We start from the raw sequence: 23,674 nt of genomic DNA, 5'->3' as shown, positions 1-23,674 counted from the left end.
TTAAAATATATAGCTTCGATTAGCTGGTTTAAATTTGTTTAAGCCTGACTATCAATTTATCCCATCCCTTTTTCATTAAATTATTAACGTAAAATTATCTCAGTAGGAAAAGAGTATGCTTTTTTATGATGGCTTTGTTTTGTCAGCAAAATCCATGTACATTTCCTCTCTATGGAAAAAATGCCATGGAAAGGACAGTTGCCGAAATACCCAGTACGCTGGTATTTCGAGGTATTCTGGGCAAATCGTACAGCTTAAAGTAAAGCTGCAAAAGCAGCAGATATTTTTTACGGATAATGGAAATGATTAAAGATGCGGCTAAATCGTAAGCAATCACATCGGTTAAATTTATTGGTACGGTCTTTCTTGAAAGACTATCCTCCGGAAGAAGTATGGGATGTTTTATATCAGCTGTACAGGTCTTGGGCTTATCAGGTTTCCATTAAAACAAACCGGCAGGAAAGGCTGCGCGTACTGACTTGCTATTCAGATTTGAAGGAACTGCTGGGAAATATGGAAAAGTTAAAAGATCCATAATGTTGGCCTTAAAGCATCTGGTTTAAAATAATTGGCAGAAATTTCTAGCTGCAGAGGAAACAAATGAAGGCTTTATACCAAAGCCCGAAACGGACTTTTGTTTCATTGGAAAATAGATTTAACTTGCCCAAATGAATATAGAATTCAACAAAAATGAAGATTTGAATAAGCAGTCGGTTTACGAGTTGAAGACGAGGCTTAAAAAGATATATGAAGGTGGAGGAGCAAAGAATGCAGCAAAACAAAAAGATAAAGGTAAGCTTTTAGCAAGAGAGCGGATTGCTTATCTGATTGATAAAGAAACTGAATTTCTGGAGGTTGGTGCTTTTGCTGCAGATGGCATGTATGCTGAGCAGGGGGGATGCCCTTCGGCAGGCGTAGTGGCTGGAATTGGCTATGTTTCCGGTAGGCAATGTATGATCATTGCGAACGATGCAACCGTAAAGGCCGGTGCCTGGTTTCCTATGACCGCCAAAAAGAATTTAAGGGCACAGGAAATTGCCATGGAAAACCGATTGCCAGTGATTTATCTGGTGGATAGTGCAGGAGTATACCTGCCGATGCAGGACGAAATTTTTCCTGATAAAGAACATTTTGGCCGGATGTTCAGAAATAATGCACTAATGTCTGCAGATGGAATTGTGCAGATCTCTGCAATTATGGGCTCCTGCGTTGCTGGGGGTGCTTACCTGCCGATTATGAGTGATGAAGCAATGATTGTCGATGGTACAGGATCAGTATTTCTTGCGGGTTCCTACCTGGTGAAATCAGCCATTGGTGAGGATATCGACAATGAAACGCTAGGTGGTGCAACTACTCATTGTGAGATTTCTGGTGTAACTGATTACAAACATCCCAATGACCAGGCTTGCCTGGACAGCATTCGTAACCTTATGAGTATGCTGGGTAAACCAGAAGTTGCTGGATTTGATCGCATTAAGCCGGAAATGCCGAAGTTGAATCCGGAAGATATTTATGGAATCCTGCCGGAAAGCAGAGAGAAACCTTATGATATGCTGGAAATTATTCATCGCTTAGTAGATGGTTCCGATTTTGAAGAATATAAACAACTGTATGGCCAAAGCATCATCTGTGGATTAGGCAGGGTAGATGGCTGGGCAGTAGGAATTGTGGCCAATCAGCGTAAAGTAGTGAAGTCTAAAAAAGGAGAGATGCAGTTTGGTGGCGTGATTTATTCGGATAGTGCCGATAAAGCAGCCAGGTTCATTATGAACTGCAACCAGAAGAAAATTCCCTTGGTATTTTTACAGGATGTAACTGGATTTATGGTAGGCAGCAGATCTGAGCAAGGAGGAATTATTAAAGATGGTGCCAAAATGGTAAATGCTGTGGCCAATTCTGTAGTCCCTAAATTCACGATTGTATTGGGCAATTCTTATGGTGCAGGTAACTATGCGATGTGTGGTAAAGCCTATGATCCCCGATTGATCTATGCCTGGCCGAGTGCTAAAATAGCGGTAATGGGTGGCTCACAAGCAGCAAAAGTATTGTTACAGATCCAGGAAGCCTCTTTAAAAGCAAAAGGGGAAACCATCACTCCAGAGAAAGAAGCCGAACTTTTAAAAGAAATTACCGATCGGTATAATAGTCAGACAACACCATATTATGCTGCCTCCAGGCTTTGGGTAGATGGCGTAATCGACCCTCTGGAAACGCGGAAGGTGATTTCTATGGGCATAGAGGCCGCAAATCAATCTCCAATTAAAAAAGCTTTTAATGTAGGGATCATTCAAACCTAATTTTTCTGAACAAATCACCCGGTATCATTTTATAATCGCTGCCTCATAATGCAGCCTTCGGGCACGATGGGACTTGCTAAGCGTTGTAGAAAAGCGTAATTTTGTAGTATAACAGAAAAAATAATATGTCACAAGAAATAGAACACGTTAAATGTTTAATTATAGGGTCAGGCCCGGCAGGATATACTGCAGCAATTTATGCCGCTCGTGCAGAACTGAAACCAGTAATGTATACCGGTATGGAGCCGGGTGGACAATTGACACAAACCACAGACGTTGATAATTTTCCAGGTTATCCTGCTGGAATAATGGGTCCTGAAATGATGGAAGATTTCCGTAAGCAAGCAGAACGCTTTGGAACTGACATCCGTTTTGGTTACGTAAGTTCAGTGGATTTTTCTTCAATGCCACATAAAGTGGTAGTAGATGATATTAAAACCATTACTGCAGATACGGTAATTATCTCAACAGGGGCCACCGCAAAATGGTTAGGCTTGCCTTCTGAGCAAAAATATAATGGCTTTGGTGTTTCTGCCTGTGCAGTGTGCGATGGTTTCTTCTTTAAAGGATTGGATGTTGCCATTGTTGGTGCTGGTGATACTGCCGCGGAAGAAGCTACTTACTTAGCTAAACTTTGTAAAAAAGTGTACATGCTGGTAAGAAGAGACGAATTCAGAGCCTCAAAAGCAATGGTAAGCAGGGTGTTAAATACACCTAATATTGAAATTATTTACCATACTGAAACTCAGGAAATCCTGGGTAATGGTAAAAATGTAACTGCTGTAAGGGTATTAAACAACCAAACTGGTGTGGAATCGGAGATTCCTGTAGATGGTTTCTTCGTGGCTATTGGTCATAAACCAAATACAGACATCTTTAAAGGATGGTTAGATATGGATGAAACCGGTTACCTTAAAACTATTCCAGGATCAACAAAAACTAATGTAGAAGGTGTTTTTGCTGCTGGTGATGTACAGGATCATTATTACCGTCAGGCGGTAACCGCCGCTGGTTCAGGATGTATGGCTGCTTTAGATGCAGAACGTTACCTGGCTGCGAAAGAAGATGAGGTAAAAGTTTTATCTTAATCGACAACAATATTGTTCGAAAAGGCGGAATTTGTAAGAATTCCGCCTTTTTTTGTATCAAAGGTTTTTTTATCTTGTGCAGTCAATTTAAAACTGCGCTCGATTAACCAAATTAAAAAAACACAAAAAAACAAATGAAGAAATTATTTACAATTGTTCTGTTGGCATTTATTGCAATAGAAGCTTCTGCACAGCAGGATCAGAACATGGGTATTATTCCCGCTCCCGTATCTGTAAAGAAGTCCAATGGTAACTTTAAATTGGATAAAACGGTAGTTTTAGTCTCCAATGACCCGAAAAACTCAAGAATAGCAGATCTATTCAATGCTTTTGTAGTTACTAAAGCTGGATTTGCACTAAGGCCGGCTAAAGCAGCAGCAGCGAATGAAAGAGCGATCATCCTGACTTCTGTAGGCGCTGATAAATTACCTGCTGAAGGTTATAAAATCAATATTACGGATAAAAATATTACAATTGTTGGCGCAGAAGCAGGTTTGTTTTATGGAATGAAATCTATGATGCAGCTGATGCCTGAAAAAGCAAATAACCAGATCTTGATCTCTGCTGCAGAAATTAATGATTATCCACGTTTCAAATACAGAGGGATGCACCTGGATGTATCTCGTCACATGTACCCTGTGGCACTGGTTAAAAAATACATCGACGTGATGTCTGACTATAAAATGAACAATTTCCATTGGCATTTAACAGATGATCAGGGTTGGAGAATTGAAATCAAAAAATACCCTAGATTAACAGAAGTTGGTGGTAAAAGAAATGGAACCATCATCGGTCATCATCCAGGTGTAGCTACAGATAATAAAGAATATAAAGGTTATTACACGCAAAATGAAGTGAAAGACGTGATTGCTTATGCTGCGGCAAGGTACATCAATGTGATTCCTGAAATTGAGCTTCCTGGGCATGCTTCAGCAGCAATTGCTGCTTACCCGGAATTGAGCTGCTTTCCGGAAAGAGATACCTTTGTAGATGCAAAAACGCCATGGTCAGGCAGCAGAAAAGGAAAACAAGTACAACAAACATTCGGTGTATTTGACGACGTATTTGTACCTAACGACAATACTTTCAAGTTCCTTGAAAATGTATTAGATGAAGTCATCGCTTTATTTCCTTCTAAATATATCCACATCGGTGGTGACGAATGTCCTAAAGAATACTGGAAAGAAAGTGCTTTCTGCCAGAAAATGATTAAAGACCTGAACTTGAAAGATGAGCATGGTTTACAGAGCTATTTCATCCAAAGAATTGAAAAACATGTGAATGCAAAAGGCCGTCAGATTATCGGATGGGATGAGATCCTCGAAGGTGGATTAGCACCAAATGCAACAGTAATGTCTTGGAGAGGTACTGAAGGCGGTATTGCTGCAGCACAGCAAAGCCATGATGTGATCATGACACCTAACGGCGGTGGTTTATATTTCGATCATAAACAATCTACTTCTGAGGACGAACCAACAAATATTGGCGGTCTTTCTAATTATGCTAAGGTTTATAACTATGATCCAATGCCAAAGGAATTGACAGCAGATCAGCAAAAATACATCATCGGTGTTCAGGCTAATTTATGGACAGAATACATCCAAACGCCTGCAAAAGTGGAATACATGATTATGCCAAGAATTTTCTCCCTTGCGGAAATCGCCTGGTCACAACCAGAACGTAAAGACTTGAAAAACTTCTCTGAAGAACGTCTTCCTTTGCATTTGGCTAGATTAGATAAAACAGGGACTAACTACTGGGTACCTACACCATTGGGATTAAATGAAAAGGTAATCAATGGCGAAACGATCAGCATTGATCTGAAAGAACCAATGCCGGGCGCTAGTATTTACTATACGCTAGACCTTACCCGTCCTTCAACAGCGGCAAATTTGTATACTAAGGGGATGAAAGTGATCGTTCCTAAAGGAGAGAAACGTGTATTGAAAACAATCGTGATCACTCCAACTGGCAAACAAAGTGTAGTTACAGAAACCATTCTGAACAATGGTGCTGCTGATGTAAAAACGAAATAGGCTGCAAAAAGAAACAAATTGCAAAATATATATATAAATGAAACCAGGTAAATATTTCCTAAAGCTGCCCCTGTTGTTTGCAGGGCTGCTTTTATTGGCCGCTTGCGGAAACAGTACATCTGAAAAGATCACTGCTCCATCGACTACCGCCAACACCACTGAAGCTAAAAAAACAAAGGGTCAGTTTCCTTTTTACAAGGACATTGCCATCCGACCTGGTGTTAATTTTGAAGTGGTTAGCTGGGGGAAAGGAGTGGATAGCATTGGCGGATACCTGATTCTTTTGTCAGATACGCTAAGAAATAATTATAAATCTTTTTCTAATGAACGTAAGGGAATCATTACTGATGCCTGGAACATGGACCTTGACAATGATGGTAACCCAGAAATCTATATTGAGTTGCTGAGCAAGAAAAATGTGCTGGATCTGAATGTTTATGAGTATGCTGGTGGAGAATTCAGGAAAATCAACTTCCCTCCATTGAGTGCTTCCATGAAGAAGAATTATGCTGGTGGCGACAAGTTTATCATTAAAAATGGAGACCTTTTCCGTTCTTTCCCTGTAAAGGATGAGAAAGATACCACGAATAAAGCGGAAACAGTGAAAATGCTGCAATACCGGTTAAATGGAAACAGTTTTTCAACAAATGAGATAAAAGAATAGCGAGATAGTTGCTGGATCAAATCAAACGGCCGTATTCCTAAAAAGGATACGGCCGTTTGATGTTGCATTTTTAGCGCGTCATTAAACCAGCTTTTTATCTTTTGCCACCTGTATCGCCTCGGCTTTGGTATTTACATTCAGCTTCGTATAGATGTTTTTGGTATGAGTTTTTACGGTTTCCACCTCTATGAAAAGTTCTTTGGCAATTTGTCCGCGATCTTTACCAGTGGTCATCAGCTCTAGTATTTGGGTTTCTCTTTTAGTAAGTGGACTGTCCGGATTCTTTTGGAGGGAAAGAATCACTGTTTTAGCTACATCAGGACTCATCGGACCACCACCATTCAGTACATCCTTTATGGCCTCAATCAATTTGGCTGTAGGGGTGTTTTTGGTGAAATAACCGGATGCTCCATTGGCCAGCGCATCAAGTATAGTCTTCTCAGTTTCATAAACAGTCAGCATGATAATGTATACCTGTGGCAGCAGTTTTTTCAATTGTGGAAGAGCATCAATGCCATTGGTACCAGGAAGCTGGATATCCAGAATGATCACATCTGGCTGATCTTTACTGATTTTATGTTTTGCCGCATCGAACGAAGGATAAGTAGCCACTACCTGATAAGGAGAAGTGTGGTTAATTAAGTAAGCATACCCTTCTCTAATGGTTTGATCATCTTCAATGATCACAATTCTTGATTCCGGCTGACTATACATTTTTAAGACGCATTAAAGTGGAAAGACTAACGGTTAATTTAATCTCTGTACCAGTTGAGTCTGAATTGATGTTTAATTTTGCATTGATTCTTTTTGCTCTCACATTCATATTGTTTATCCCATGACCATCCATGGATCCTATGGGATCAAGCCCTTGTCCATCGTCTTTTACAACGATTTTCAAAGTTTCCCCATCTACTGTTGCTGAAAACACAACCATCCCCGGTTTTGCGTGTTTCAGCGCATTGTGAATCGCCTCCTTAAAAATCATGAGCAGGTTTCTGCTCACATCTAATGATAGTTTTCCATCGTATCCCCCCAGGTCAATATGCGACCGGAACGCTACATTCGTGTTGTTAAACATTTCCTTTCCAAATTCCTGGATATGCCCTAACAGCTCGGTTAGCTTGTCATTTTTAGGATTTAGCGACCACAATATGTCTTTAGTACCCCTATATAATTCATTTACATTGTCGTTGATTTTTGAGATGATACTTCTCTTTTCTGTATCATGTTCATCGATCATACTGCTCAATACTTCTGATAAGACGGAGATTCGGGTCAATTTGTTACCGAGATCGTCATGAAAATCTTCAGCCGTCTGTTTTCTGACCTTAAATTGCTCTTCCAGCTTGATTGTTAACCTTAATTTTCGCTTGCGCTCATTCAAGTTCAGAATGATGTAAACCATGAGTAACATCAAAAACACAATGAGCACAAAGATAAACAGTCGGAATACACCCGTTTGATAATATGGTGGGGTAATCTCAAATGAAAACGAAGCCGTATTTAATGAGGCTATACCTGCTTTTGTAATGGCTCTTACCTGAAAAGTATACCTTCCTGGAGGAATGGAAGAGAAATTCATGGAAGTATTGCTGATACTTTCACTGTACTTGTTGTCTAGTCCAACTAATCGATATTGATACACCAAGCCATCGGGATTGGCTAAAAAGATCCCGGTAAAATTGATGTTGAGGTTGTTCTGCTGATAGGGAAGAGTTGCCATATTACTCAGTTCATTCCCTTTAAATACCGTTTGCTGCTTGTTTTGCCTTCCTTTATTCTGGGCAAATGCAGTAACCGAATTGATATAGATGAAAGGAGGGACCGAAGGTTTTAACTCGTGGTTGCGGTTGTACACGACTGCGCCTTTGGTTGTACCCACCCAGATGTCATTATCCCGCTGAAGAATGGCATTTTGATTACATTCTACTAATAAATTAGGTTCATTGTTATTGCGGATTACACTAAAATCCTTGATGTTAATTTTATTGATGCCTTTACCGGTACCGACCCATAAAATCCCCTGCTGATCCAGCAGTAAGCTATAAATATGATCGGATGCCAGACCTTGATGGGTATTTATGGATTTGGTTTTCCCGGTTTTACGATCCCAAATTAGAATCCCATTGTCCGAAGTTCCAAAGAGTAAGGTATTTTTCCCTAATTTTTCCATGCAAAGGATGGAGGAGCCGTTGAGTTGCGGCAGGTTTAATGGTTTGGTTTGTCCAGGGATATTAATGGCGTAAATGCCATCCTGGGTACCCACAAGAATTTCTCCCTCTGGAGTTTCCAAAAGAGTACTGCCAAATTGTTTACTCACCCATTCCAATTGTTTTGTCTTTTTATTCAGCAAATAGCAGCCTGCATTGGTAGAGAGCCAAATCTTACCTTTGCTGTCTTCTAAAATGGCATTATAGGCAATAGAATGTCGGTCTAATGCCATCTGATTGATTTTTTTACCATCATAACACCAAAGCCCGCCATAAACTGTTCCAATCCAGATGTTTTTTTGATGGTCGTTATATAGAAAATTGATGTTTTTACTATCCTCTAGGGTGGAAGGAATAGGGATTTCTTTAATTTTTCCCGATTTATACTGAAATAAACCACCATAAGTGCCGATCCATATTTCATCGGCAGAAGGACCATTCGCCAGACTCATGACGATTTTACTATTGAGCCCCTGAGATTCATCGAAAATCACATAATCCCTGTCTACATATCTGAAAAGGCCGGTTCCATCCGTTGCCAGCCAAATGTTGTTTTCTGCATCTTTAAAGATGGCATTGACCATGTTGTTTGTAAAACCATTTTTTCCGTTAAAGTGAATCAGGCTGCTGCTGCTCAGGTAATAGGCCCCTGTACTATAACCGATCCATATATTGTTCTTGGCATCCTGTTCTATAGCTGTAAATTTCCCGGATACATATTGACGCATCCGCTTGGTATCCAAACCATATAAGCCATCGGCTGCCAGCAGCCAGAATTTATCCCGATGCTGATGGTCTGTGAAAAAGTCAGAGATCACCAGGTTCTTTAATAGCTCATTTTGTGGATGTGGTACCCAACGGTCTTTTTCCAGGAAAAAAATGCCTTTTTCTGAAATTGCTACAGCAATTTTTCCTTTATCGTCAACTTTTAAAGCCGTTACATTTTCCTTAGGATCATTGCTGACATTTAGAAAAGTGATTTGCTTTTCGTCGGTTTTAAAAAGCCTGGAAGAGGAGAGACCATATACTATTCCATTGGCGCTGGTGGCTAGTTTGCTCACCCATTCTTTGGTTTGTGCGTAATTATTGAAGCGATTGCCGTTAAATTTGGAAATGCCCCGGGAAGTACCCAGCCATATTTCATCATTCCTTCCTAAGCTGAGTGCCAGGGCAAAGTTGTTATTCAGGCCATTAGATTTGGTATAACTAGAAAACTGCTTGCCATTAAAACAGCTTAAACCACCCAGGGTACTGATCCATAAACGGCGTTTGCTGTCCTGAGTAACTGCCGTGACCTGCGATTGCGTTAAGCCATCTTCAATATCATACTGGCGGAAATTATACCGCTGCGCAAAGCTGTACATACTGCCTAACAGTAGGAACAGTCCAATGGAAAAAATCGTTTTGTAATACACTATGGGTGGGAATTGATGGTTTAAACCACCGTAAATATATTTATACTGAGAGAATTAAAAAATACCCCCTTAAGGGTGATTTTTTGCAATGGGAGAAATATACCCCCTCAAGGGGGAACAGATGCTGGTTTTCGAAGCTTAAATTTGTTGAATAAATTATTAAAAACTAACCTGCTACTTCCTATGATGGCTGATGAGTTAAATTACCAGGTCATTTTTGTAAGAGACATTTCATTAGCGGCTGCTTTCTTTATAGAGAAGTTGGGTTTGAAAAAAGAGGAGGAGCTGTTGGTTGCCGGGATAAATTGTCCGGTGTTGAAAATGTTTAATGGCCATCGTTTAATGCTGGTGAAACATTTTGAACCCGAAACTGAACCCACAGTAATTTATACAGACGATTGCCTGCGGGATTTTTGTAAGCTCAAAAGACAAGGTATAGAGCTGTTCTCTGTACCAATCTATCGGACAAAAGGCCTGTCATGTGAGTTTTTTGACCCCTCAGGAAATCATATTTTGTTACTGGAGGAAAGAGATTATACAGACGCTTAAATAAAAGGAAATGACGTTTCAGAAAACATTAGTCGATAAGAATGAGGTCATTATGGAATCTGCTTATGAGGCAAATTCTCCGTTTACAAAAGGGAAGTATGCCATTCAGATGATCTTTAATGGGGCTGCAGCGTATACAATTGCCAATCGGGAATTGAATCTTTACTCAGGAAATTTTATCTTTTTGAACCAGGACACTGCTTACTCTAGAATAATTGATTCTTCGGTGAAAGTCGATTCCATGTCTGTACTTTTCGATCCTGATTTTGTGATTGATTTTGAGTATTCCAGAACCGTAAAGGATGAATTGTTATTAGATGAGCCTGAGGCTAACCAACGAATCGCACCTGTTTTTGTAGAAGCCATTTATCCACTGCAGGGAGATATGAAATTTAACCTCCTGAACCTGAAAAAGCAGGTCGAACAAGGGAGTAAGGATAATTTATTATTGAATACTTATCTTGAACATTGCCTGGTTAACTATTATGCCCTCTATAATGCAGAAGTCGTAAACAGAGAAGCTTCTTTGAAATTTCTAAGCCATACGACCAAATCTGAAATTTTGAGAAGGCTGAGTATCGCAAGAGATTATATCATCAGTAACTATAATAAAAACATTTGTTTAGAAGAGATTGCCAGGATTGCCTGTCTTTCGGTCAACCATTTTCTGAGAACTTTTAAACAAGCCTATCATCAATCGCCGCATCAATTCCTGACCAGCATCAGGTTGCGTCAGGCCAAATATTTTCTAAAACATACCAACTATCCAGTCAATGAAATTGTAGATATCGTAGGTTTTGAATGCCCGAGTTCCTTCATTCGGCTTTTTAGAAATTCTTTCCACATTACTCCCGGTCAATATCGCTAGTTTTTCTTGCGATTTCTATTGAAAAGTGTTTTTAGCATATTGATAGTCAGATTGTTGAGTTATTTTTAATAAAAAAACTGCTCATGAAAAAGATTTTATTTACGTGCTTTCTGATGCTTTGTATCGGTAGCACATTCGGCTCCAGTCGCCCGCTGAATAATGATGATCGACTGCTCAAAAAAACAGTAAATAATAAACCCCTTACAGTTGTAAATGCATTCATTGATGCAAGCACGCACATGGATGCCAAACTGCTTAATTTAGTATTGAGCGATAATGCAAAAGTGTGTGTCTGTCTGGGAAAAAAAATAGGAAAGCACTCCAAGCAGCAATTGGTTTCATTTTATAAAAAAACAGGTAAAACAGATCTGAACTGCGAATCGGACTATGAAATTGTATCCAGCAGTAACACGCTGACTGTAGTACGCGTAGACCTTAAATTTCCCCTGTTTGTACAACGCAATTTCATTACCATTGAACGTGGAGATGAAGGCCTTTGGGAAATTACACAAGTGAATAGATTTAACGAAAATATTTAACTTGGTGATTTTCGCTTATCAGGAATTTTGATTCCTACCTATATTTGGAGTAGGAAATCCAGATATAATTTCGGATGATTTAAATTTGGGTTAGTTAATAAAAGGAAAAGTCAACTTCGTAATGGAGCTGACTTTTTTTTTGCGTCTTAATTTTCCTGGGATGAAGTGGAGGATGTCGTCTGGTACTCCTCGGTCCATGCAGAGGGGTGACAAGTTGCTAGCTGAGCTTTGATAGGGGAGCAGGCCCTACAAAGCCCTGCCAGCCCCCTGCTAAGGCATACTTAAAGGTCTGTCAGGAAAAGTCACAAGCCCAGCTCAAGCTAATGTAAATTAAACAAGCTATGCTAAGCTAAATTACAAAAAAAGGAGCCATTTGCATCGCTCCTTTTTTACTGATCCTGGTTAGACTGAAGCCGGTTAAGGCTGTTCCTGAAACTGACTTCCTAAACGTTCGAACTTCTCAATTAATAAAGAAATTCTTTCTTTATCTTTTTTAATGACTGCTTTTCTCACGAGTGTGGAACAAAATACCATCCATAGCGTAGTGAAAAGAACGATGAGTACCTGTGCCCAGAGTGGCATATAAGTCACGATTTCAATGAGGTAAAGTGCCGAACCGATACTCAGCGCAGCAGTGTAAATCCAGTACATCTGATGGTAGAGGCTGAATCTGCTAAGCTGATATTGTTTCAATCGATTCAGAAACTCATTCGGGTGGGTAGTGAAATCATTTTTAGAAATTAATAAGTGCCCTTTATATAACATAAATATAGAGGCGGCAATTGCCAGAAGCACTACTGCAATTCCGGCATCGGTAGTCCAGGATTGAAAATCAAAGAATACCCATAAACTTGCCACAGCAAGAAAAGAGATGCCCATACCTGCGATGTTTAAAATCGACCGTCTGCGTATGGAATTTACTTCCTTTTTTGCCTGTGCCAGCATCTCATCTGAAGATAGTTTAACTGCTACAGTATGGGATTGCCAAAGCGATTGTATCTGATCAAATTCTTGCATGCTGATTGTATAATTCTGTAAGTTTTAATTTTATGCGATGGATTTTTACCCTCAGGTTCCCCTCGCTGATTCCTGAGATGTCCGCAATCTCATGATATGGCAATTCATCCAATACCATAGTAATGATTAAACGGTCGTTTTCTTCCAGTTGAGAGATCGATTTATAAAGTAATGCGACCTGCTCGTTCTTTTCAGAGAGCTCTTCCGGACGGGTTTCAATGATGTTTTCTGTGAGTTCATCTTTTGCCTGACGCTTTTCTGACCTTAAATAGGTAAGGCAAGTGTTTACTGCAATTCTATAAATCCAGGTGGAGATCAGCGACTTATTCCGGAACTTGTCCAGGTTCTGCCAAACCTTAAGAAAAGTCTCCTGAAGCAGGTCATTTGCAGCGTCTTGATCGCCAGTATAACCGTAACAAAGATGGAATATTTTCTTGGAATTGGTGTCGAAGATTTGCTTAAATAACAGGTCTTTCTCTTTCAATATGCGTCTTTTTATTATTTGGTTAGATAAAAATATAGCTTTTTGTTACAAGTTGAATGTATAAAGTTAGTTGCTTTGGTAATAATATTTAGAGAATAAAGTAATTGTTGTAGTTTTACAAACTGTATAAATACTTTAAAAGTTAGTATGTCAAAAAATAATAAGTTAACATTTTTCATTTTTCTGGCCTTGGTATTAGGTGTTGGATTAGGATATTATTTAAATGTCTCTTCATTTAAAGATTACAATGAAAACATTGCCAAAACAGAAACTCAGCTTAAAAATGTTGAAGTAAAATTGCTCAGCGTTAAAGATACGACTGTACAGCAATATGCTGAACTGAAAACGCAAAAGGTAGTCGCTACTAAAGCAAGAGCAGAAGCGGAAAAATTGAGAGAAAAGGCATTAGAGCCACTGACTTTATTAAGTGATATCTTTTTGAGACTGATCAAAATGATCGTTGCCCCCCTTGTTTTCTCTACCCTGGTGGTTGGTGTAGCAAAAGTGGGTGATATTAAAGCGGTAGGCCGTATTGGTGGAAAAACCATGCTGTGGTTCATGAGTGCGTCATTATTGTCGCTGATTCTCGGAATGATCATGGTTAATATTTTTGAGCCAGGATTAGCCATGAATTTACCTTTACCTCCTGCAAATGCGGATACTGGAATTCATAAAGTAGCACTTTCCATGAAAGATTTCATCTCGCACATTGTCCCTAAAAGTATGACAGAGGCAATGGCAACCAATGAAATCCTGCAAATTGTTGTGTTCTCGCTATTCTTTGGCGTCGCAACAGCTGCAATAGGAGAAAAAGGTCAGATCATCATTAAATTCTTTGATGCAGTTGCACACGTGATCCTTAAAGTAACCGGATATGTGATGAACTTTGCTCCTTTCGCTGTATTTGGTGCCATGGCTGCGATTGTGGCCAAGCAAGGTTTAAGCGTATTGTCTACCTATGCTATATTTATCGGAGAATTCTATGGCAGTATGTTGTTGCTGTGGATGGTCTTGATTATGATCGGCTGGACTATTCTTAAAGGTCGGGTGTTTAACCTGATGAACAGAATGAAAGAACCGGTATTGCTTGCTTTTAGTACCGCAAGCAGTGAGGCCGCTTATCCTAAAACCATGCTTCAGCTAGAGCGTTTTGGCTGTAAAGATAAAATTGTGAGTTTTGTATTGCCGTTGGGTTACTCCTTTAACCTCGATGGATCCATGCTGTACATGACCTTTGCTTCCTTATTTATTGCGCAGTCTTATGGCATTCATTTGTCTTTTGAACAGCAGATTACGATGTTATTGATCCTAATGCTAACCAGTAAAGGAATTGCAGGCGTGCCTAGAGCATCTTTAGTCGTGATTGCAGGAACAATTGCCACCTTTAATATTCCGGAAGCTGGACTGGCCTTGCTGATCGGTATAGATCCATTATTGGATATGGGTAGATCTGCAACTAATGTTGTTGGAAATAGCATCGCAACAGCGGTGGTCAGCAAATGGGAAGGTGAGCTCACTGAGCCCCTCGACTAATTTATAAACACACCAATAATTACAATACATAACATGAGTACAAACGCGAAGAAAATCTTCCTATTATTCACCATTGTCGTCCCTTTTCTGGCCTATTGTGTCATCTATTACACGCCAATGTTTCGTAATGCGCCCTTTAAATCTACAGAATTCAAATCTATTGAATACAAATGGGGCGTAGGTAATAATCTGGAGAACACTTATAATTCCGAAACAGGGGATTATCAGTATGTGGATGGGAGAGACTCAGTCATCAAAACAAATGTAAAGCTTCGTCACAATGACATGCTGTATTTACACAGCAAAGCTGCGGAGATTGGTTTTTGGAACTTCCCTGACGTAATTGCCAACCAGGGGACCAATCTGGATTCTAATAAAGCATTGCGTTATGAGATCACATTCAATTACAAGAAAAAATCCAAAAAGGTAATTTACCTGACGGATTACAATGAAATCCCTAAATTAAAAGGGCTGGCAGAGCAAATGAAAACCCTTGTGTCACAGAGTATCAATGACGCAGAAGAAAGGTATGGAAAGAAAAAGTAAATCTGTTATGGATTTAAAATAATTAATTCTATATTTGCACCTCGATAAAAAAAATAAACAGTTTAAAATAATAATTATTTAACAATGTACGCAATAGTAAATATAGCAGGACAGCAATTCAAAGTTGCAAAAGACCAGCACCTTTTTGTACACCGTTTGCAAGGAGATGAAGGCGCTAGTATTGAATTTGACAATGTATTGTTGGTTGAAGAAGATGGTAAAATTCTTGTAGGTGCTCCTACTTTGAAAGGCGCTTCGGTTTCAGCTAAGATCGTGTCTCATTTAAAAGGTGATAAAGTAATCGTTTTCAAAAAGAAACGTAGAAAAGGTTACAAAAAGAAAAATGGTCACCGCCAGTACTTCACTAAAATCCAGATCTCTGGTATCAGTTTATAATTAATTGTTAAACAAAACGAGTTACCAGATCATCAGGTAGTTCATAAAATATAAATCATGGCACACAAAAAAGGAGCCGGTAGTTCGAGAAACGGACGTGAATCGCATAGTAAACGCCTTGGTATCAAAATCTTTGGTGGACAGGTAGCAATCTCTGGAAACATCATCGTACGCCAACGCGGTACAAAACACCATCCTGATAAAGGAGTAGGTATTGGTAAAGACCATACTTTATTCGCTTTAGTTGATGGTACTGTAATCTTCAAAAGAAACAAGACAACAAATCTTATGTTTCTATCTTGCCTTTTCCAGTAGTAATTACTGAAGAAGAAGTAGTAGCACCAGTTGCTAAAGCTGAAAAAGTAGCCGCTCCTGCAACGGAAGAAGCTGCTCCAGCTAAAAAAGCACCTGCTAAGAAAGCTGCTGCAAAAGCAGAATAGTAGAACAATATTTAAAAAGGGCCATTACGTAATGTAATGGCCCTTTTTTGTTTGCTTAATTATTATTTTAGTGGACTTTCTCTTTCAGTAGATCCAATTCCTTTGCTAGCTTATCTACTGCACTGCTGAATTGCTTTAAGGTCTGCTCCAGTTCCTGAATAATCTGGTTTGCAGTCTCACAGCCCGCTGCTGAATGCTCCTCCTCTTCACCATGAATCAGCCAATGGTAGGTTTTGCCATAATACCTGGCCAGTTTATGAAGCGTATGAAAGGTGGGGTACTGATTTCCAAGTTCTATTTGAGAATAATTACTTCTTGATAAATTAAGAACCTCCGCAATTAACGACTGGGAATGACCATTTATAGCCCTCAAGTCTTTAATCCTGTCCCCAATATCCTTCTTTGATAGAATTTCTTGCATAACTAATATATATTTCGTTGATTTGCGTTGATTACAAATGAGTTAATTGTTTGATAAATAAGGCAATTATGACTCCATAATCTGTTTAGGTACCAGTTTATCCAAAACAGAATTCAATTGTATTAATGCTAAGGCTAATAAATGAAAACCAGGAGGAAAGTATTTATAGGCTGTTTATACTCATTAAGTGCGTTAAAAGACTTAAAATATGCCAATTAGAAGGATTTGCGAAGCTGCAGACTGCTCTTTTTTTACCATAGATAAAAAATACCAGCTGGTGTCTTTTAAAATGGAAGCACAGGACTACCTGGATGGCTTTCTGCTAAAATCTCCCTCAATTGGGGACTCAGCTGTGGAAATCATTACACAGAAATACAGAAAGAATTTTCAAAGTTTGCTGATCAGGTGTTTCGGCGGACAAAGTTTCAGCATTGTACAGCGATTTGGAATTGAGAATATCAATGATCTGTTTCTTCAGATTATTTTTACCCCTTTGTTTAAAGCAGGGGCTGCAGACCAGGTATTGTGTACACTGGTCAATGATAATGATCGGTCCGGCTCTCTGAAAATGCTGGGAGAGTATTCTCATCTGACCTCGCATGAATTGAGGGCGCCCATCACCAATATTCTGAGCCTTTCTACATTAACCAATTACCAGCAGCTAGAGAGCTTTGAAATGGCTAAAATCAATCAGTTGCTGAATGACATTAACCTGCAGGCCGTAAAATTGGATGGGATCATTAAGATGCTCAACTCTATGATGCATAAACAAGAGGATGAAGACCTCTTTGCAGAACTTACGGAAAAGACCGATACCAACCATATTGTGCTCGTAGATGATGATGTGATCACCAATAGACTGCATCAGATGCTGATTCGGAAACAATATCATGAAAAAAAAATAGCCTTGTTCAATGATCCTCAAATCGCTTTGGGATACATTAAAGAGAACAATCCCGATCTGATCCTGCTGGATCTGCACATGCCCGAAATTGATGGATGGAAATTTCTACAGATGATGGAAGAACATCAGATCTTTGTAGATGTCATTATTGTCTCTTCTTCCATAGACCCCAGAGAGAGGTTGAGGGCTAAATCCTTTATGTGTGTTAAGGATTTTTTTGTCAAACCATTGACTGCAGAAAAAGTAAAGCAGCTATTAGAAGATTAATGGTTCTCCTTATAGCTGCCTATTTTGTCTTTGTGTTGATTTTAAGCGTCTTAGTGCTCTCTATTCATCAGTTGATTAGAAAGTAGTATCAATTCTTTTTTTCGTTCCTCAGGGACCGCTAATGCGCTCAGAGCCTGGAAGGCTTTGTCGGAGTAGTTTCTCATTTCCAGGCTGGCCAGACCTCTGATGTCATACTTATTGTATAAAATGGTCATGTTGGCAATTTTATCATCGAAATCAGTGTTGCTGCTTTGCTGTTCCATTTCCAGTAGATCCGCAGGCTCCGCCAGTTCTTTTAGTTTCAACAGGAGCATGGTCTTTTTATTGGCAATAATGTCGCCGCCAACCTGTTTTCCAAATTTTTCCGGATCACCATAAACATCTAGAATATCATCCTGTAACTGGAAGGCAATTCCGATATTTTCTCCAAACTCGTAAAGCTGTGCAGCATCTTCTGGGCTTGCACCTGCAACCTGAGCACCAAGTTTCATTGCCCCGCCTAATAAGACCGCTGTTTTTAAACGAATCATATTGATGTATTCTGCAATACCCACTACGTCACGCTCTTCAAACTCCATATCCAGCTGCTGACCCTCACAGACACCTTGGGCGGTGGCGTTAAAGGTGTCTAATGCGTCTTTAAGCACATTGCCAGCTAACATAGAGAGGTGTTTGTTGGACTCTACCATCATGACATCGCCGCTAAGTATGGCATTGTTAACCCCCCATTTTTCATGAACACTTTGCTGACCTCTGCGCAATGGCGCATTGTCCATAATATCGTCATGAATTAAAGTGAAATTATGAAAGGTCTCGATGGCCAATGCAGCAGGGATCGCCTGCTCAATGTCGGTGTCAAATAAATCAGCAGCCATTAAAACTAAGGCTGGTCTGATTCTTTTGCCACCAAGGCTCATGATATATCGGATCGGCTCATAAAGTTTTGCAGGATGTGCTGGGTATTCGATCTTATAAATAGCATTTTCTATAATTTCTTGTAATTGGGAAGGAGTATACATGTTTTTTGCAAAGGAATTTACCGAAGTATCTGTTTTAATATTATTGGATTAAAGAAAAATCTATTTGTCTTTTCGAGAGGTCTACTTTTTTCACTTTTACCTGTACTTCATCGCCCAGCTGATAAGTTTTCTTTTTACGCTGTCCAACAATACAGTAGTTTTTCTCGTCAAGTACATAGAAATCGTCCGTTAAGTCTCTCAAGCGAATCATGCCCTCGCACTTATTGGCCATTAGTTCAATGTACATACCCCATTCAGTAACGCCGGAAATGATTCCTGTGTAGGTGTTTCCAATGTTATCTTCCAGGTATTCCGCTTGTTTGTATTTGATCGAAGCGCGTTCTGCATCAGCAGCACGTTTTTCCATCGCTGAAGAATGGGAAGCTGCAATTTCATATTCTTCTTCATTTGCAGATTTCTCTCCGTTCAGATAAGCGGCAAGAAGACGGTGAACCATCACATCAGGGTAACGTCTGATTGGAGAGGTGAAGTGGGTATAATGGTCGAATGCCAAGCCGTAATGGCTGGTTTTCTTAGTGGTATAAACTGCCTTAGCCATGGAACGAATAGCCAGTTGTGTCAATACGTTTTGCTCTTTTTTACCTTCCACGTCTTCCATCAGGTAATTCAGAGATTTTGCAATCTCTTTATCTGATTTCGTATTGATCTTGTAGCCGAAACGTGCCGCAAAAAGTGCGAAGGTGTTTAAGGTTTCCAGATTCGGAGAATCATGAGAGCGGTAAATGAAAGTATATTTTTGCTTGCCTTTTCCTTTTTTGGCGATAAATTCCGCTACTTTTCTATTGGCCAGCAGCATATAATCTTCAATCAGTTTATGGGCATCTTTACGTTCTTTTACGTACACGCCAATCGGCTTGCCATACTCATCAAGCTTGAATTTGACCTCGGTACTTTCAAAACTGATGGCACCCTCTTTAAATTTCTTTTCCCTCAGGATATAGGCCAGTTCATTCAGTTTTAGAATTTCTTCTGCATGATCGCCCTCCTTGGTTTCGATTACTTCCTGCGCTTCTTCATAGCTGAATCGTCTGTTAGAATGTATTACCGTACGGCCAAACCATTGGGTGATGATATTTGCTTTTTCATCCAGTTCAAAAACAGCGGCGAAACACAGCTTATCTTCGTTCGGACGTAAAGAGCATACGCCATTGCTTAGACGCTCCGGAAGCATTGGAATTACACGGTCTACGAGGTAAACAGAGGTTGCTCTGCCATACGCTTCTTTATCCAGCGCCGAATTTGGCCTTACATAATGAGAAACATCGGCAATGTGCACACCGATTTCGTAATTTCCATTGTCCAGTTTTTTAAAGGAAATGGCATCATCGAAATCTTTCGCATCGGCAGGGTCAATCGTGAAAGTTACGGTATCTCTGAAATCTCTGCGGCCTTCAATTTCTGCAGCGGAAACCTGTTCAGGAATGGCATTAGCCTCTTTTTCTACTTCTGGTGGGAAGCTTAAAGGGAAGCCATACTGCGCAAGAATTGCGTTCATTTCTGTATTGTTCTCTCCTTGTTCTCCAAGGATGGTGCTGATCTTTCCGATCGGATTTTTTGCACCTTCCGGCCAGTCTGTAATGCTAACCTGTACTTTTTGCCCGTTTTTTGCCCCGTTAAGGTCGCTCAAAGGAACAAAAATATCATGCAGCATTTTCTTATCGTCCACGTTTACAAAAGCGAACCGGTCGGAGATCTTGATGACACCAATGAAGTCAGTTTTTGCACGTTGAATGATCTCGACTACTTCGCCTTCGTTCTTACGTCCACTTTTCTTGGCGTAAATGTAAACTTTTACCTTATCGCCATGCAGGGCATTGTGAAGTTTACGGGAAGAGACGAATACATCTTTTTCAAACTCATCGTCAGGGACGATAAACGCCGCACCATCGGCAGTCATGTCGACTTTTCCAATGATAAATGTTTTCAGGTCTTTCAATCTGAACTTGCCACGTTCAGGTTCTGCGAAAATGCCTTTTTTAGCCTGTTGCTTTAATATATCGAGGATGGTTTCCTTAGCATCGGAATCTGTAATGTTTAATTTTGCAGACACCTGTTTGTAATTCAGGGCCTCTTTATTGCTTTTCTCCAGAACGTCGCTGATTAATTGTATTAAAACGAGTTCTAAGTGAGATGATTTATTTTTTGCCATAGTATAGATATGAATCATTCGAAGGTAACAATTTGAAGTGGAAAAGCTGTCAAATGCCCAGTTAAATGTCTTTAATCAGGCAATACGGCGTTGTAAAAGGGCTTAAATCTGTGATAATGGATGGCTGATTTTTGTATCTTTGAATAAATAAGGTTTTATTAAAGAAAATAGGTTTTGATAACTATAGACGATAAAGAGCGGGAAACAGGAAAAGAGCTGATCATGATCCTCATTAAGGCAGTGATTTGTATGGCACTGATTTATTTTGCGATCGAGGTTCCGCAATTGTATGAAAAATACCTTTTTCTCGGTAAATTAAACAAAGCCTGCATCTTGTTTTTAGGACCTAGTTTGCTGGTTTCCGTCCTTAGGCAAGTAGTGATTTTTTGGTATATCAAAAAGCACCGGTTAAAAAAGACGGTGAAGGACAATTTTATCCTGGGCATCAATAGGGTCGTGTCGATCTTAAATACGGCCTTTATGGCCTTGGCATTGACCACTTTGTTTAGTGTCAATCCTTTAGACCTGGTGTTCAGTGTATCCATTGTGGCGGCAGCTTTAGCAGTAACTTTTAAAGATTACATCACCAATATGATCAATGGGTTGATCATTATGTTTTCAGATCGATTGTCTTTAGGTGACCATATTAAATTGGGAGAGTATGAAGGTAAAATTCTGGACATTACGCTGATTAATATGATTCTTCAAAATGAAGACAGTGATATGGTGATCATTCCAAATTCAGTTGCTTTTAGTACTGTAATCGTGAATCAATCCAAGCAGAATACAAAGAAATTGAGCATAGAGTTTGACCTGTCACTGAGACACAGTTATACACCGGATTTTCTGGAGGAATATCTGGAAAAAGCGATTGAAAATGACGCTGATAACGTAGTAGAAGGTGGCTTGTCGATCAAAACGATTGCCATCAATAAAGATGTTGCCGTCTTTAAAGTGATGGTGCTTTTGAAACATTATGATAAGGTAAAAGAACGCGCCGTAAGGAGGTTGCTCAATACGGCAATTATCCAGTTGGCCAGTGGTTCAGCAGAGCCGGAAATTCATTAAATAATTGATCAGTTTTTTAATCCTGATCTTTAGGAGAAAAGCCAGGTATTGCCGCAATTAGTTTCTTAGTATACTCCGCTTTTGGATGGAAGTAAATCTCTTCTGGAAAATCCAATTCTTCTATTTTGCCTTTGTTCATCACAATAATCCGATCAGAAAGATGTTTTACCACAGAAAGATCATGCGAAATAAAGATGTAAGTAAGGCCGAAATCCTGCTGTAACTGTCTTAATAAATTCAGTACCTGTGCCTGAACAGACACGTCAAGTGCGGATACGGATTCATCACAAATGATAAATTTTGGTTGTAAAGCCAATGCTCTTGCGATCACAATACGCTGCCTTTGGCCGCCAGAAAATTCATGAGGATATTTATTGTAGGTATCCGGATTTAAATCTACTCTTTCCAGAAGTTCCATGACATGGGCTTTTCTTTTTGTATCGTTATCGAATAGCTCATGTACCTGTAAAGGTTCCATTAAAGCATTGCCAATGGTTAATCTTGGGTTTAAAGAGGAGTAAGGGTCCTGGAAGATGATCTGTATGTCTCTTCTTATTTTCCTTAGCTCAGATTTAGGTAATTTACAGAGTTCTTTTTCTTCGAAAATCAACTGGCCTGAAGTTGGGTTGATCAATCTTAAAATGCTCCTGCCCAAAGTCGTTTTGCCACAGCCAGATTCTCCAACGAGGCCAAGTGTTTCTCCAGGGAATACCTCAAAGCTTACCTGATCTACGGCTTTTACATAATCAGTAGTTTTTCCAAATAAACCTTTGCGAATTGGAAACCAGGTACATAAGTTTTTGACTTGTAGAATTGGAGATTGTCCATATAAAAACGTTCTTCTCTCGCTGATTTCCTGGGGCTGATAGGTGTTGCTTTCTAAAAGATGGGCGGCTGCAAGCGCTGGATCTCCGGATAAAAAATCAGCAACTACGGGTAGTTTCTTTAACAGCTGCATCGGGTTTGGCCTGCAAGCCAGGAGACCTTTCGTATAGGGGTGTTTTGGGGCCTCAAATATGGATTTTGTTGGGCCTTGTTCCACGATTTGGCCTTTATACATCACTGCAATCTGATCGGCAATTTCAGTGATTACCGCCAAATCATGGGAGATGAAAATCATAGCCATATCCCTTTCTTTTTTTATCCGCATGAGCAGTTGGAGGATCGTTTTTTGGACAGTCACATCCAGCGCTGTAGTGGGCTCATCGGCGATTAAAAGTTCCGGGTTACAACTTAGTGCCATCGCAATCATCACCCTTTGCTTTTGTCCGCCGGAAAGCTGATGCGGATAGCTTTCAAAGATTTGTTCTGGTCGCGGCAATTGTACTTCCTCAAATAAGGCAATAGTCTTGGCTTTAGCCAATGCTTTTGAGCTGTTTTGGTGGAGCATAATCGCTTCCTGAACCTGGTAGCCACAGGTAAATACCGGATTCAAAGAAGTCATAGGTTCCTGAAAAATCATGGCAATTTTATTGCCCCTATACTTGCGGATTTCCTCGGCAGAAAGCTGCAGTAAGTCGATTCGATCAAATTCAATATCTCCGGTAATCTTTGTATTTAAAGGATCATGAAGCCGCATAATCGAAAAAGAGGTGACAGATTTTCCTGATCCCGATTCTCCAACGATTCCCAAAACTTTTCCTTTGTCTACACGGAAACTAATGTCGCTCACCGCATTGTGCCAGGATTTTTCATCTTTATTCAGGAATTCTATATGGAGGTTGGTGACGTTTAGCATCGGAA

23 protein-coding genes are annotated in these 23,674 nt (G+C 39.8%); 15 read left to right on the top strand and 8 right to left on the bottom strand.

Annotated elements, in window-relative coordinates:
* The first annotated feature begins 312 nt into the window (after positions 1-312).
* The 5 genes from AQ505_RS19320 (at position 313) to AQ505_RS19300 (ending at position 6,085) form a co-directional block, all read left to right on the top strand.
* Entirely contained in the window at positions 313-537 is a 225-nt protein-coding gene (locus AQ505_RS19320; RefSeq protein WP_062549689.1) for a hypothetical protein, read from the top strand.
* A gap of 131 nt (positions 538-668) precedes the next feature.
* Positions 669-2,297 carry an acyl-CoA carboxylase subunit beta gene (locus AQ505_RS19315; RefSeq protein ID WP_062549688.1) on the top strand — a complete coding sequence of 543 codons (1,629 nt, stop codon included), beginning with the start codon at positions 669-671 and terminating at the stop codon, positions 2,295-2,297.
* Between the two features lie 125 nt (positions 2,298-2,422).
* Positions 2,423-3,385: a thioredoxin-disulfide reductase gene (gene trxB, locus AQ505_RS19310; RefSeq protein ID WP_062549687.1), complete on the top strand. Its 963-nt coding sequence runs from the start codon at positions 2,423-2,425 to the stop codon at positions 3,383-3,385.
* A gap of 134 nt (positions 3,386-3,519) precedes the next feature.
* Positions 3,520-5,421, top strand: coding sequence for a beta-N-acetylhexosaminidase (locus AQ505_RS19305; protein WP_062549686.1), 1,902 nt, complete (start codon positions 3,520-3,522; stop codon positions 5,419-5,421).
* 37 nt (positions 5,422-5,458) lie between these two features.
* Positions 5,459-6,085, top strand: a complete 627-nt coding sequence (locus AQ505_RS19300) for a hypothetical protein (RefSeq protein WP_062549685.1) — start codon at positions 5,459-5,461, stop codon at positions 6,083-6,085.
* An 81-nt stretch (positions 6,086-6,166) separates the two neighbouring features.
* Here AQ505_RS19300 and AQ505_RS19295 read toward each other — a convergent pair whose 3' ends face one another.
* Together AQ505_RS19295 and AQ505_RS19290 are read right to left on the bottom strand one after the other, a co-directional pair.
* Positions 6,167-6,799, bottom strand: a complete 633-nt coding sequence (locus AQ505_RS19295) for a response regulator transcription factor (protein WP_062549684.1) — start codon at positions 6,797-6,799, stop codon at positions 6,167-6,169.
* A complete protein-coding gene (locus tag AQ505_RS19290) occupies positions 6,792-9,659 on the bottom strand; it encodes a ligand-binding sensor domain-containing protein (protein WP_082461878.1) in 2,868 nt (955 codons plus the stop codon). The genes AQ505_RS19295 and AQ505_RS19290 overlap by 8 nt, the downstream gene beginning before the upstream one ends.
* Positions 9,660-9,857: 198 nt before the next feature.
* On the opposite strand from AQ505_RS19290, the gene AQ505_RS19285 reads away from it, so the two are divergent.
* From AQ505_RS19285 to AQ505_RS19275, 3 genes are all read left to right on the top strand, one after another.
* On the top strand, positions 9,858-10,259 hold the full coding sequence (locus tag AQ505_RS19285) for a VOC family protein (protein ID WP_157262483.1): 402 nt from the start codon (positions 9,858-9,860) through the stop codon (positions 10,257-10,259).
* Positions 10,260-10,269: 10 nt separating this feature from the next.
* Positions 10,270-11,127, top strand: coding sequence for a helix-turn-helix transcriptional regulator (locus AQ505_RS19280; protein ID WP_062549681.1), 858 nt, complete (start codon positions 10,270-10,272; stop codon positions 11,125-11,127).
* Positions 11,128-11,210: 83 nt separating this feature from the next.
* The gene (locus AQ505_RS19275; RefSeq protein WP_062549680.1) at positions 11,211-11,666 is read left to right on the top strand and encodes a hypothetical protein; all 456 of its coding nucleotides are present in this window, start codon (positions 11,211-11,213) and stop codon (positions 11,664-11,666) included.
* A 417-nt stretch (positions 11,667-12,083) separates the two neighbouring features.
* Here AQ505_RS19275 and AQ505_RS19270 read toward each other — a convergent pair whose 3' ends face one another.
* Both AQ505_RS19270 and AQ505_RS19265 read right to left on the bottom strand, forming a co-directional pair.
* Positions 12,084-12,683: a hypothetical protein gene (locus AQ505_RS19270; RefSeq protein WP_062549679.1), complete on the bottom strand. Its 600-nt coding sequence runs from the start codon at positions 12,681-12,683 to the stop codon at positions 12,084-12,086.
* Entirely contained in the window at positions 12,670-13,167 is a 498-nt protein-coding gene (locus AQ505_RS19265; protein ID WP_062549678.1) for an RNA polymerase sigma factor, read from the bottom strand. Before AQ505_RS19265 ends, AQ505_RS19270 begins: the two co-directional genes overlap by 14 nt.
* A gap of 147 nt (positions 13,168-13,314) precedes the next feature.
* On the opposite strand from AQ505_RS19265, the gene AQ505_RS19260 reads away from it, so the two are divergent.
* The 5 genes from AQ505_RS19260 (at position 13,315) to AQ505_RS26990 (ending at position 16,082) form a co-directional block, all read left to right on the top strand.
* Positions 13,315-14,700 carry a dicarboxylate/amino acid:cation symporter gene (locus AQ505_RS19260; RefSeq protein ID WP_062549677.1) on the top strand — a complete coding sequence of 462 codons (1,386 nt, stop codon included), beginning with the start codon at positions 13,315-13,317 and terminating at the stop codon, positions 14,698-14,700.
* A gap of 33 nt (positions 14,701-14,733) precedes the next feature.
* The gene (locus tag AQ505_RS19255; protein ID WP_062549676.1) at positions 14,734-15,246 is read left to right on the top strand and encodes a hypothetical protein; all 513 of its coding nucleotides are present in this window, start codon (positions 14,734-14,736) and stop codon (positions 15,244-15,246) included.
* Positions 15,247-15,330: 84 nt separating this feature from the next.
* Complete coding sequence (gene rplU / locus AQ505_RS19250; protein ID WP_062549675.1) at positions 15,331-15,642, top strand: 50S ribosomal protein L21; 312 nt, start codon at positions 15,331-15,333, stop codon at positions 15,640-15,642.
* Positions 15,643-15,699: 57 nt separating this feature from the next.
* A complete protein-coding gene (rpmA, locus tag AQ505_RS26125; RefSeq protein ID WP_231634935.1) occupies positions 15,700-15,957 on the top strand; it encodes a 50S ribosomal protein L27 in 258 nt (85 codons plus the stop codon).
* Complete coding sequence (locus tag AQ505_RS26990; RefSeq protein WP_231634934.1) at positions 15,942-16,082, top strand: hypothetical protein; 141 nt, start codon at positions 15,942-15,944, stop codon at positions 16,080-16,082. Before rpmA ends, AQ505_RS26990 begins: the two co-directional genes overlap by 16 nt.
* Before the next feature lie 67 nt (positions 16,083-16,149).
* Here the strand turns inward: AQ505_RS26990 and AQ505_RS19240 are convergent, their stop codons facing one another.
* Positions 16,150-16,503 (bottom strand): helix-turn-helix domain-containing protein, encoded by a 354-nt coding sequence (locus AQ505_RS19240; RefSeq protein WP_062549674.1) that lies wholly within the window; start codon positions 16,501-16,503, stop codon positions 16,150-16,152.
* Positions 16,504-16,711: 208 nt separating this feature from the next.
* Between AQ505_RS19240 and AQ505_RS19235 the strand changes: the two genes are divergently transcribed.
* Positions 16,712-17,674 (top strand): ATP-binding response regulator, encoded by a 963-nt coding sequence (locus tag AQ505_RS19235; protein ID WP_062549673.1) that lies wholly within the window; start codon positions 16,712-16,714, stop codon positions 17,672-17,674.
* Positions 17,675-17,724: 50 nt separating this feature from the next.
* Here the strand turns inward: AQ505_RS19235 and AQ505_RS19230 are convergent, their stop codons facing one another.
* Complete coding sequence (locus tag AQ505_RS19230) at positions 17,725-18,693, bottom strand: polyprenyl synthetase family protein (protein ID WP_062549672.1); 969 nt, start codon at positions 18,691-18,693, stop codon at positions 17,725-17,727.
* A gap of 40 nt (positions 18,694-18,733) precedes the next feature.
* Positions 18,734-20,863, bottom strand: coding sequence for a ribonuclease R (rnr, locus tag AQ505_RS19225; protein WP_062549671.1), 2,130 nt, complete (start codon positions 20,861-20,863; stop codon positions 18,734-18,736).
* 174 nt (positions 20,864-21,037) lie between these two features.
* On the opposite strand from rnr, the gene AQ505_RS19220 reads away from it, so the two are divergent.
* A complete protein-coding gene (locus tag AQ505_RS19220; protein WP_231634933.1) occupies positions 21,038-21,931 on the top strand; it encodes a mechanosensitive ion channel family protein in 894 nt (297 codons plus the stop codon).
* Between the two features lie 16 nt (positions 21,932-21,947).
* Here the strand turns inward: AQ505_RS19220 and AQ505_RS19215 are convergent, their stop codons facing one another.
* Positions 21,948-23,669: an ABC transporter ATP-binding protein gene (locus AQ505_RS19215; RefSeq protein ID WP_062549670.1), complete on the bottom strand. Its 1,722-nt coding sequence runs from the start codon at positions 23,667-23,669 to the stop codon at positions 21,948-21,950.
* Positions 23,670-23,674: the final 5 nt, after the last annotated feature.

Source organism: Pedobacter sp. PACM 27299 (assembly GCF_001412655.1).
GTDB lineage: Bacteria > Bacteroidota > Bacteroidia > Sphingobacteriales > Sphingobacteriaceae > Pedobacter.
This window is presented reverse-complemented; position numbering and strand designations above follow the sequence as displayed.

What these genes read in the sequence shown, in the direction of transcription:
- AQ505_RS19320 (WP_062549689.1), top strand. Translation starts at nt 313, where the DNA reads ATGCGGCTAAATCGTAAGCAATCACATCGGTTAAATTTATTGGTACGG.
- AQ505_RS19315 (WP_062549688.1), top strand. Translation starts at nt 669, where the DNA reads ATGAATATAGAATTCAACAAAAATGAAGATTTGAATAAGCAGTCGGTT.
- trxB (WP_062549687.1), top strand. Translation starts at nt 2,423, where the DNA reads ATGTCACAAGAAATAGAACACGTTAAATGTTTAATTATAGGGTCAGGC.
- AQ505_RS19305 (WP_062549686.1), top strand. Translation starts at nt 3,520, where the DNA reads ATGAAGAAATTATTTACAATTGTTCTGTTGGCATTTATTGCAATAGAA.
- AQ505_RS19300 (WP_062549685.1), top strand. Translation starts at nt 5,459, where the DNA reads ATGAAACCAGGTAAATATTTCCTAAAGCTGCCCCTGTTGTTTGCAGGG.
- AQ505_RS19295 (WP_062549684.1), bottom strand. Translation starts at nt 6,799, where the DNA reads ATGTATAGTCAGCCGGAATCAAGAATTGTGATCATTGAAGATGATCAA.
- AQ505_RS19290 (WP_082461878.1), bottom strand. Translation starts at nt 9,659, where the DNA reads ATGTACAGCTTTGCGCAGCGGTATAATTTCCGCCAGTATGATATTGAA.
- AQ505_RS19280 (WP_062549681.1), top strand. Translation starts at nt 10,270, where the DNA reads ATGACGTTTCAGAAAACATTAGTCGATAAGAATGAGGTCATTATGGAA.
- AQ505_RS19275 (WP_062549680.1), top strand. Translation starts at nt 11,211, where the DNA reads ATGAAAAAGATTTTATTTACGTGCTTTCTGATGCTTTGTATCGGTAGC.
- AQ505_RS19270 (WP_062549679.1), bottom strand. Translation starts at nt 12,683, where the DNA reads ATGCAAGAATTTGATCAGATACAATCGCTTTGGCAATCCCATACTGTA.
- AQ505_RS19260 (WP_062549677.1), top strand. Translation starts at nt 13,315, where the DNA reads ATGTCAAAAAATAATAAGTTAACATTTTTCATTTTTCTGGCCTTGGTA.
- AQ505_RS19255 (WP_062549676.1), top strand. Translation starts at nt 14,734, where the DNA reads ATGAGTACAAACGCGAAGAAAATCTTCCTATTATTCACCATTGTCGTC.
- rplU (WP_062549675.1), top strand. Translation starts at nt 15,331, where the DNA reads ATGTACGCAATAGTAAATATAGCAGGACAGCAATTCAAAGTTGCAAAA.
- rpmA (WP_231634935.1), top strand. Translation starts at nt 15,700, where the DNA reads ATGGCACACAAAAAAGGAGCCGGTAGTTCGAGAAACGGACGTGAATCG.
- AQ505_RS19240 (WP_062549674.1), bottom strand. Translation starts at nt 16,503, where the DNA reads ATGCAAGAAATTCTATCAAAGAAGGATATTGGGGACAGGATTAAAGAC.
- AQ505_RS19235 (WP_062549673.1), top strand. Translation starts at nt 16,712, where the DNA reads ATGCCAATTAGAAGGATTTGCGAAGCTGCAGACTGCTCTTTTTTTACC.
- AQ505_RS19230 (WP_062549672.1), bottom strand. Translation starts at nt 18,693, where the DNA reads ATGTATACTCCTTCCCAATTACAAGAAATTATAGAAAATGCTATTTAT.
- rnr (WP_062549671.1), bottom strand. Translation starts at nt 20,863, where the DNA reads ATGGCAAAAAATAAATCATCTCACTTAGAACTCGTTTTAATACAATTA.
- AQ505_RS19215 (WP_062549670.1), bottom strand. Translation starts at nt 23,669, where the DNA reads ATGCTAAACGTCACCAACCTCCATATAGAATTCCTGAATAAAGATGAA.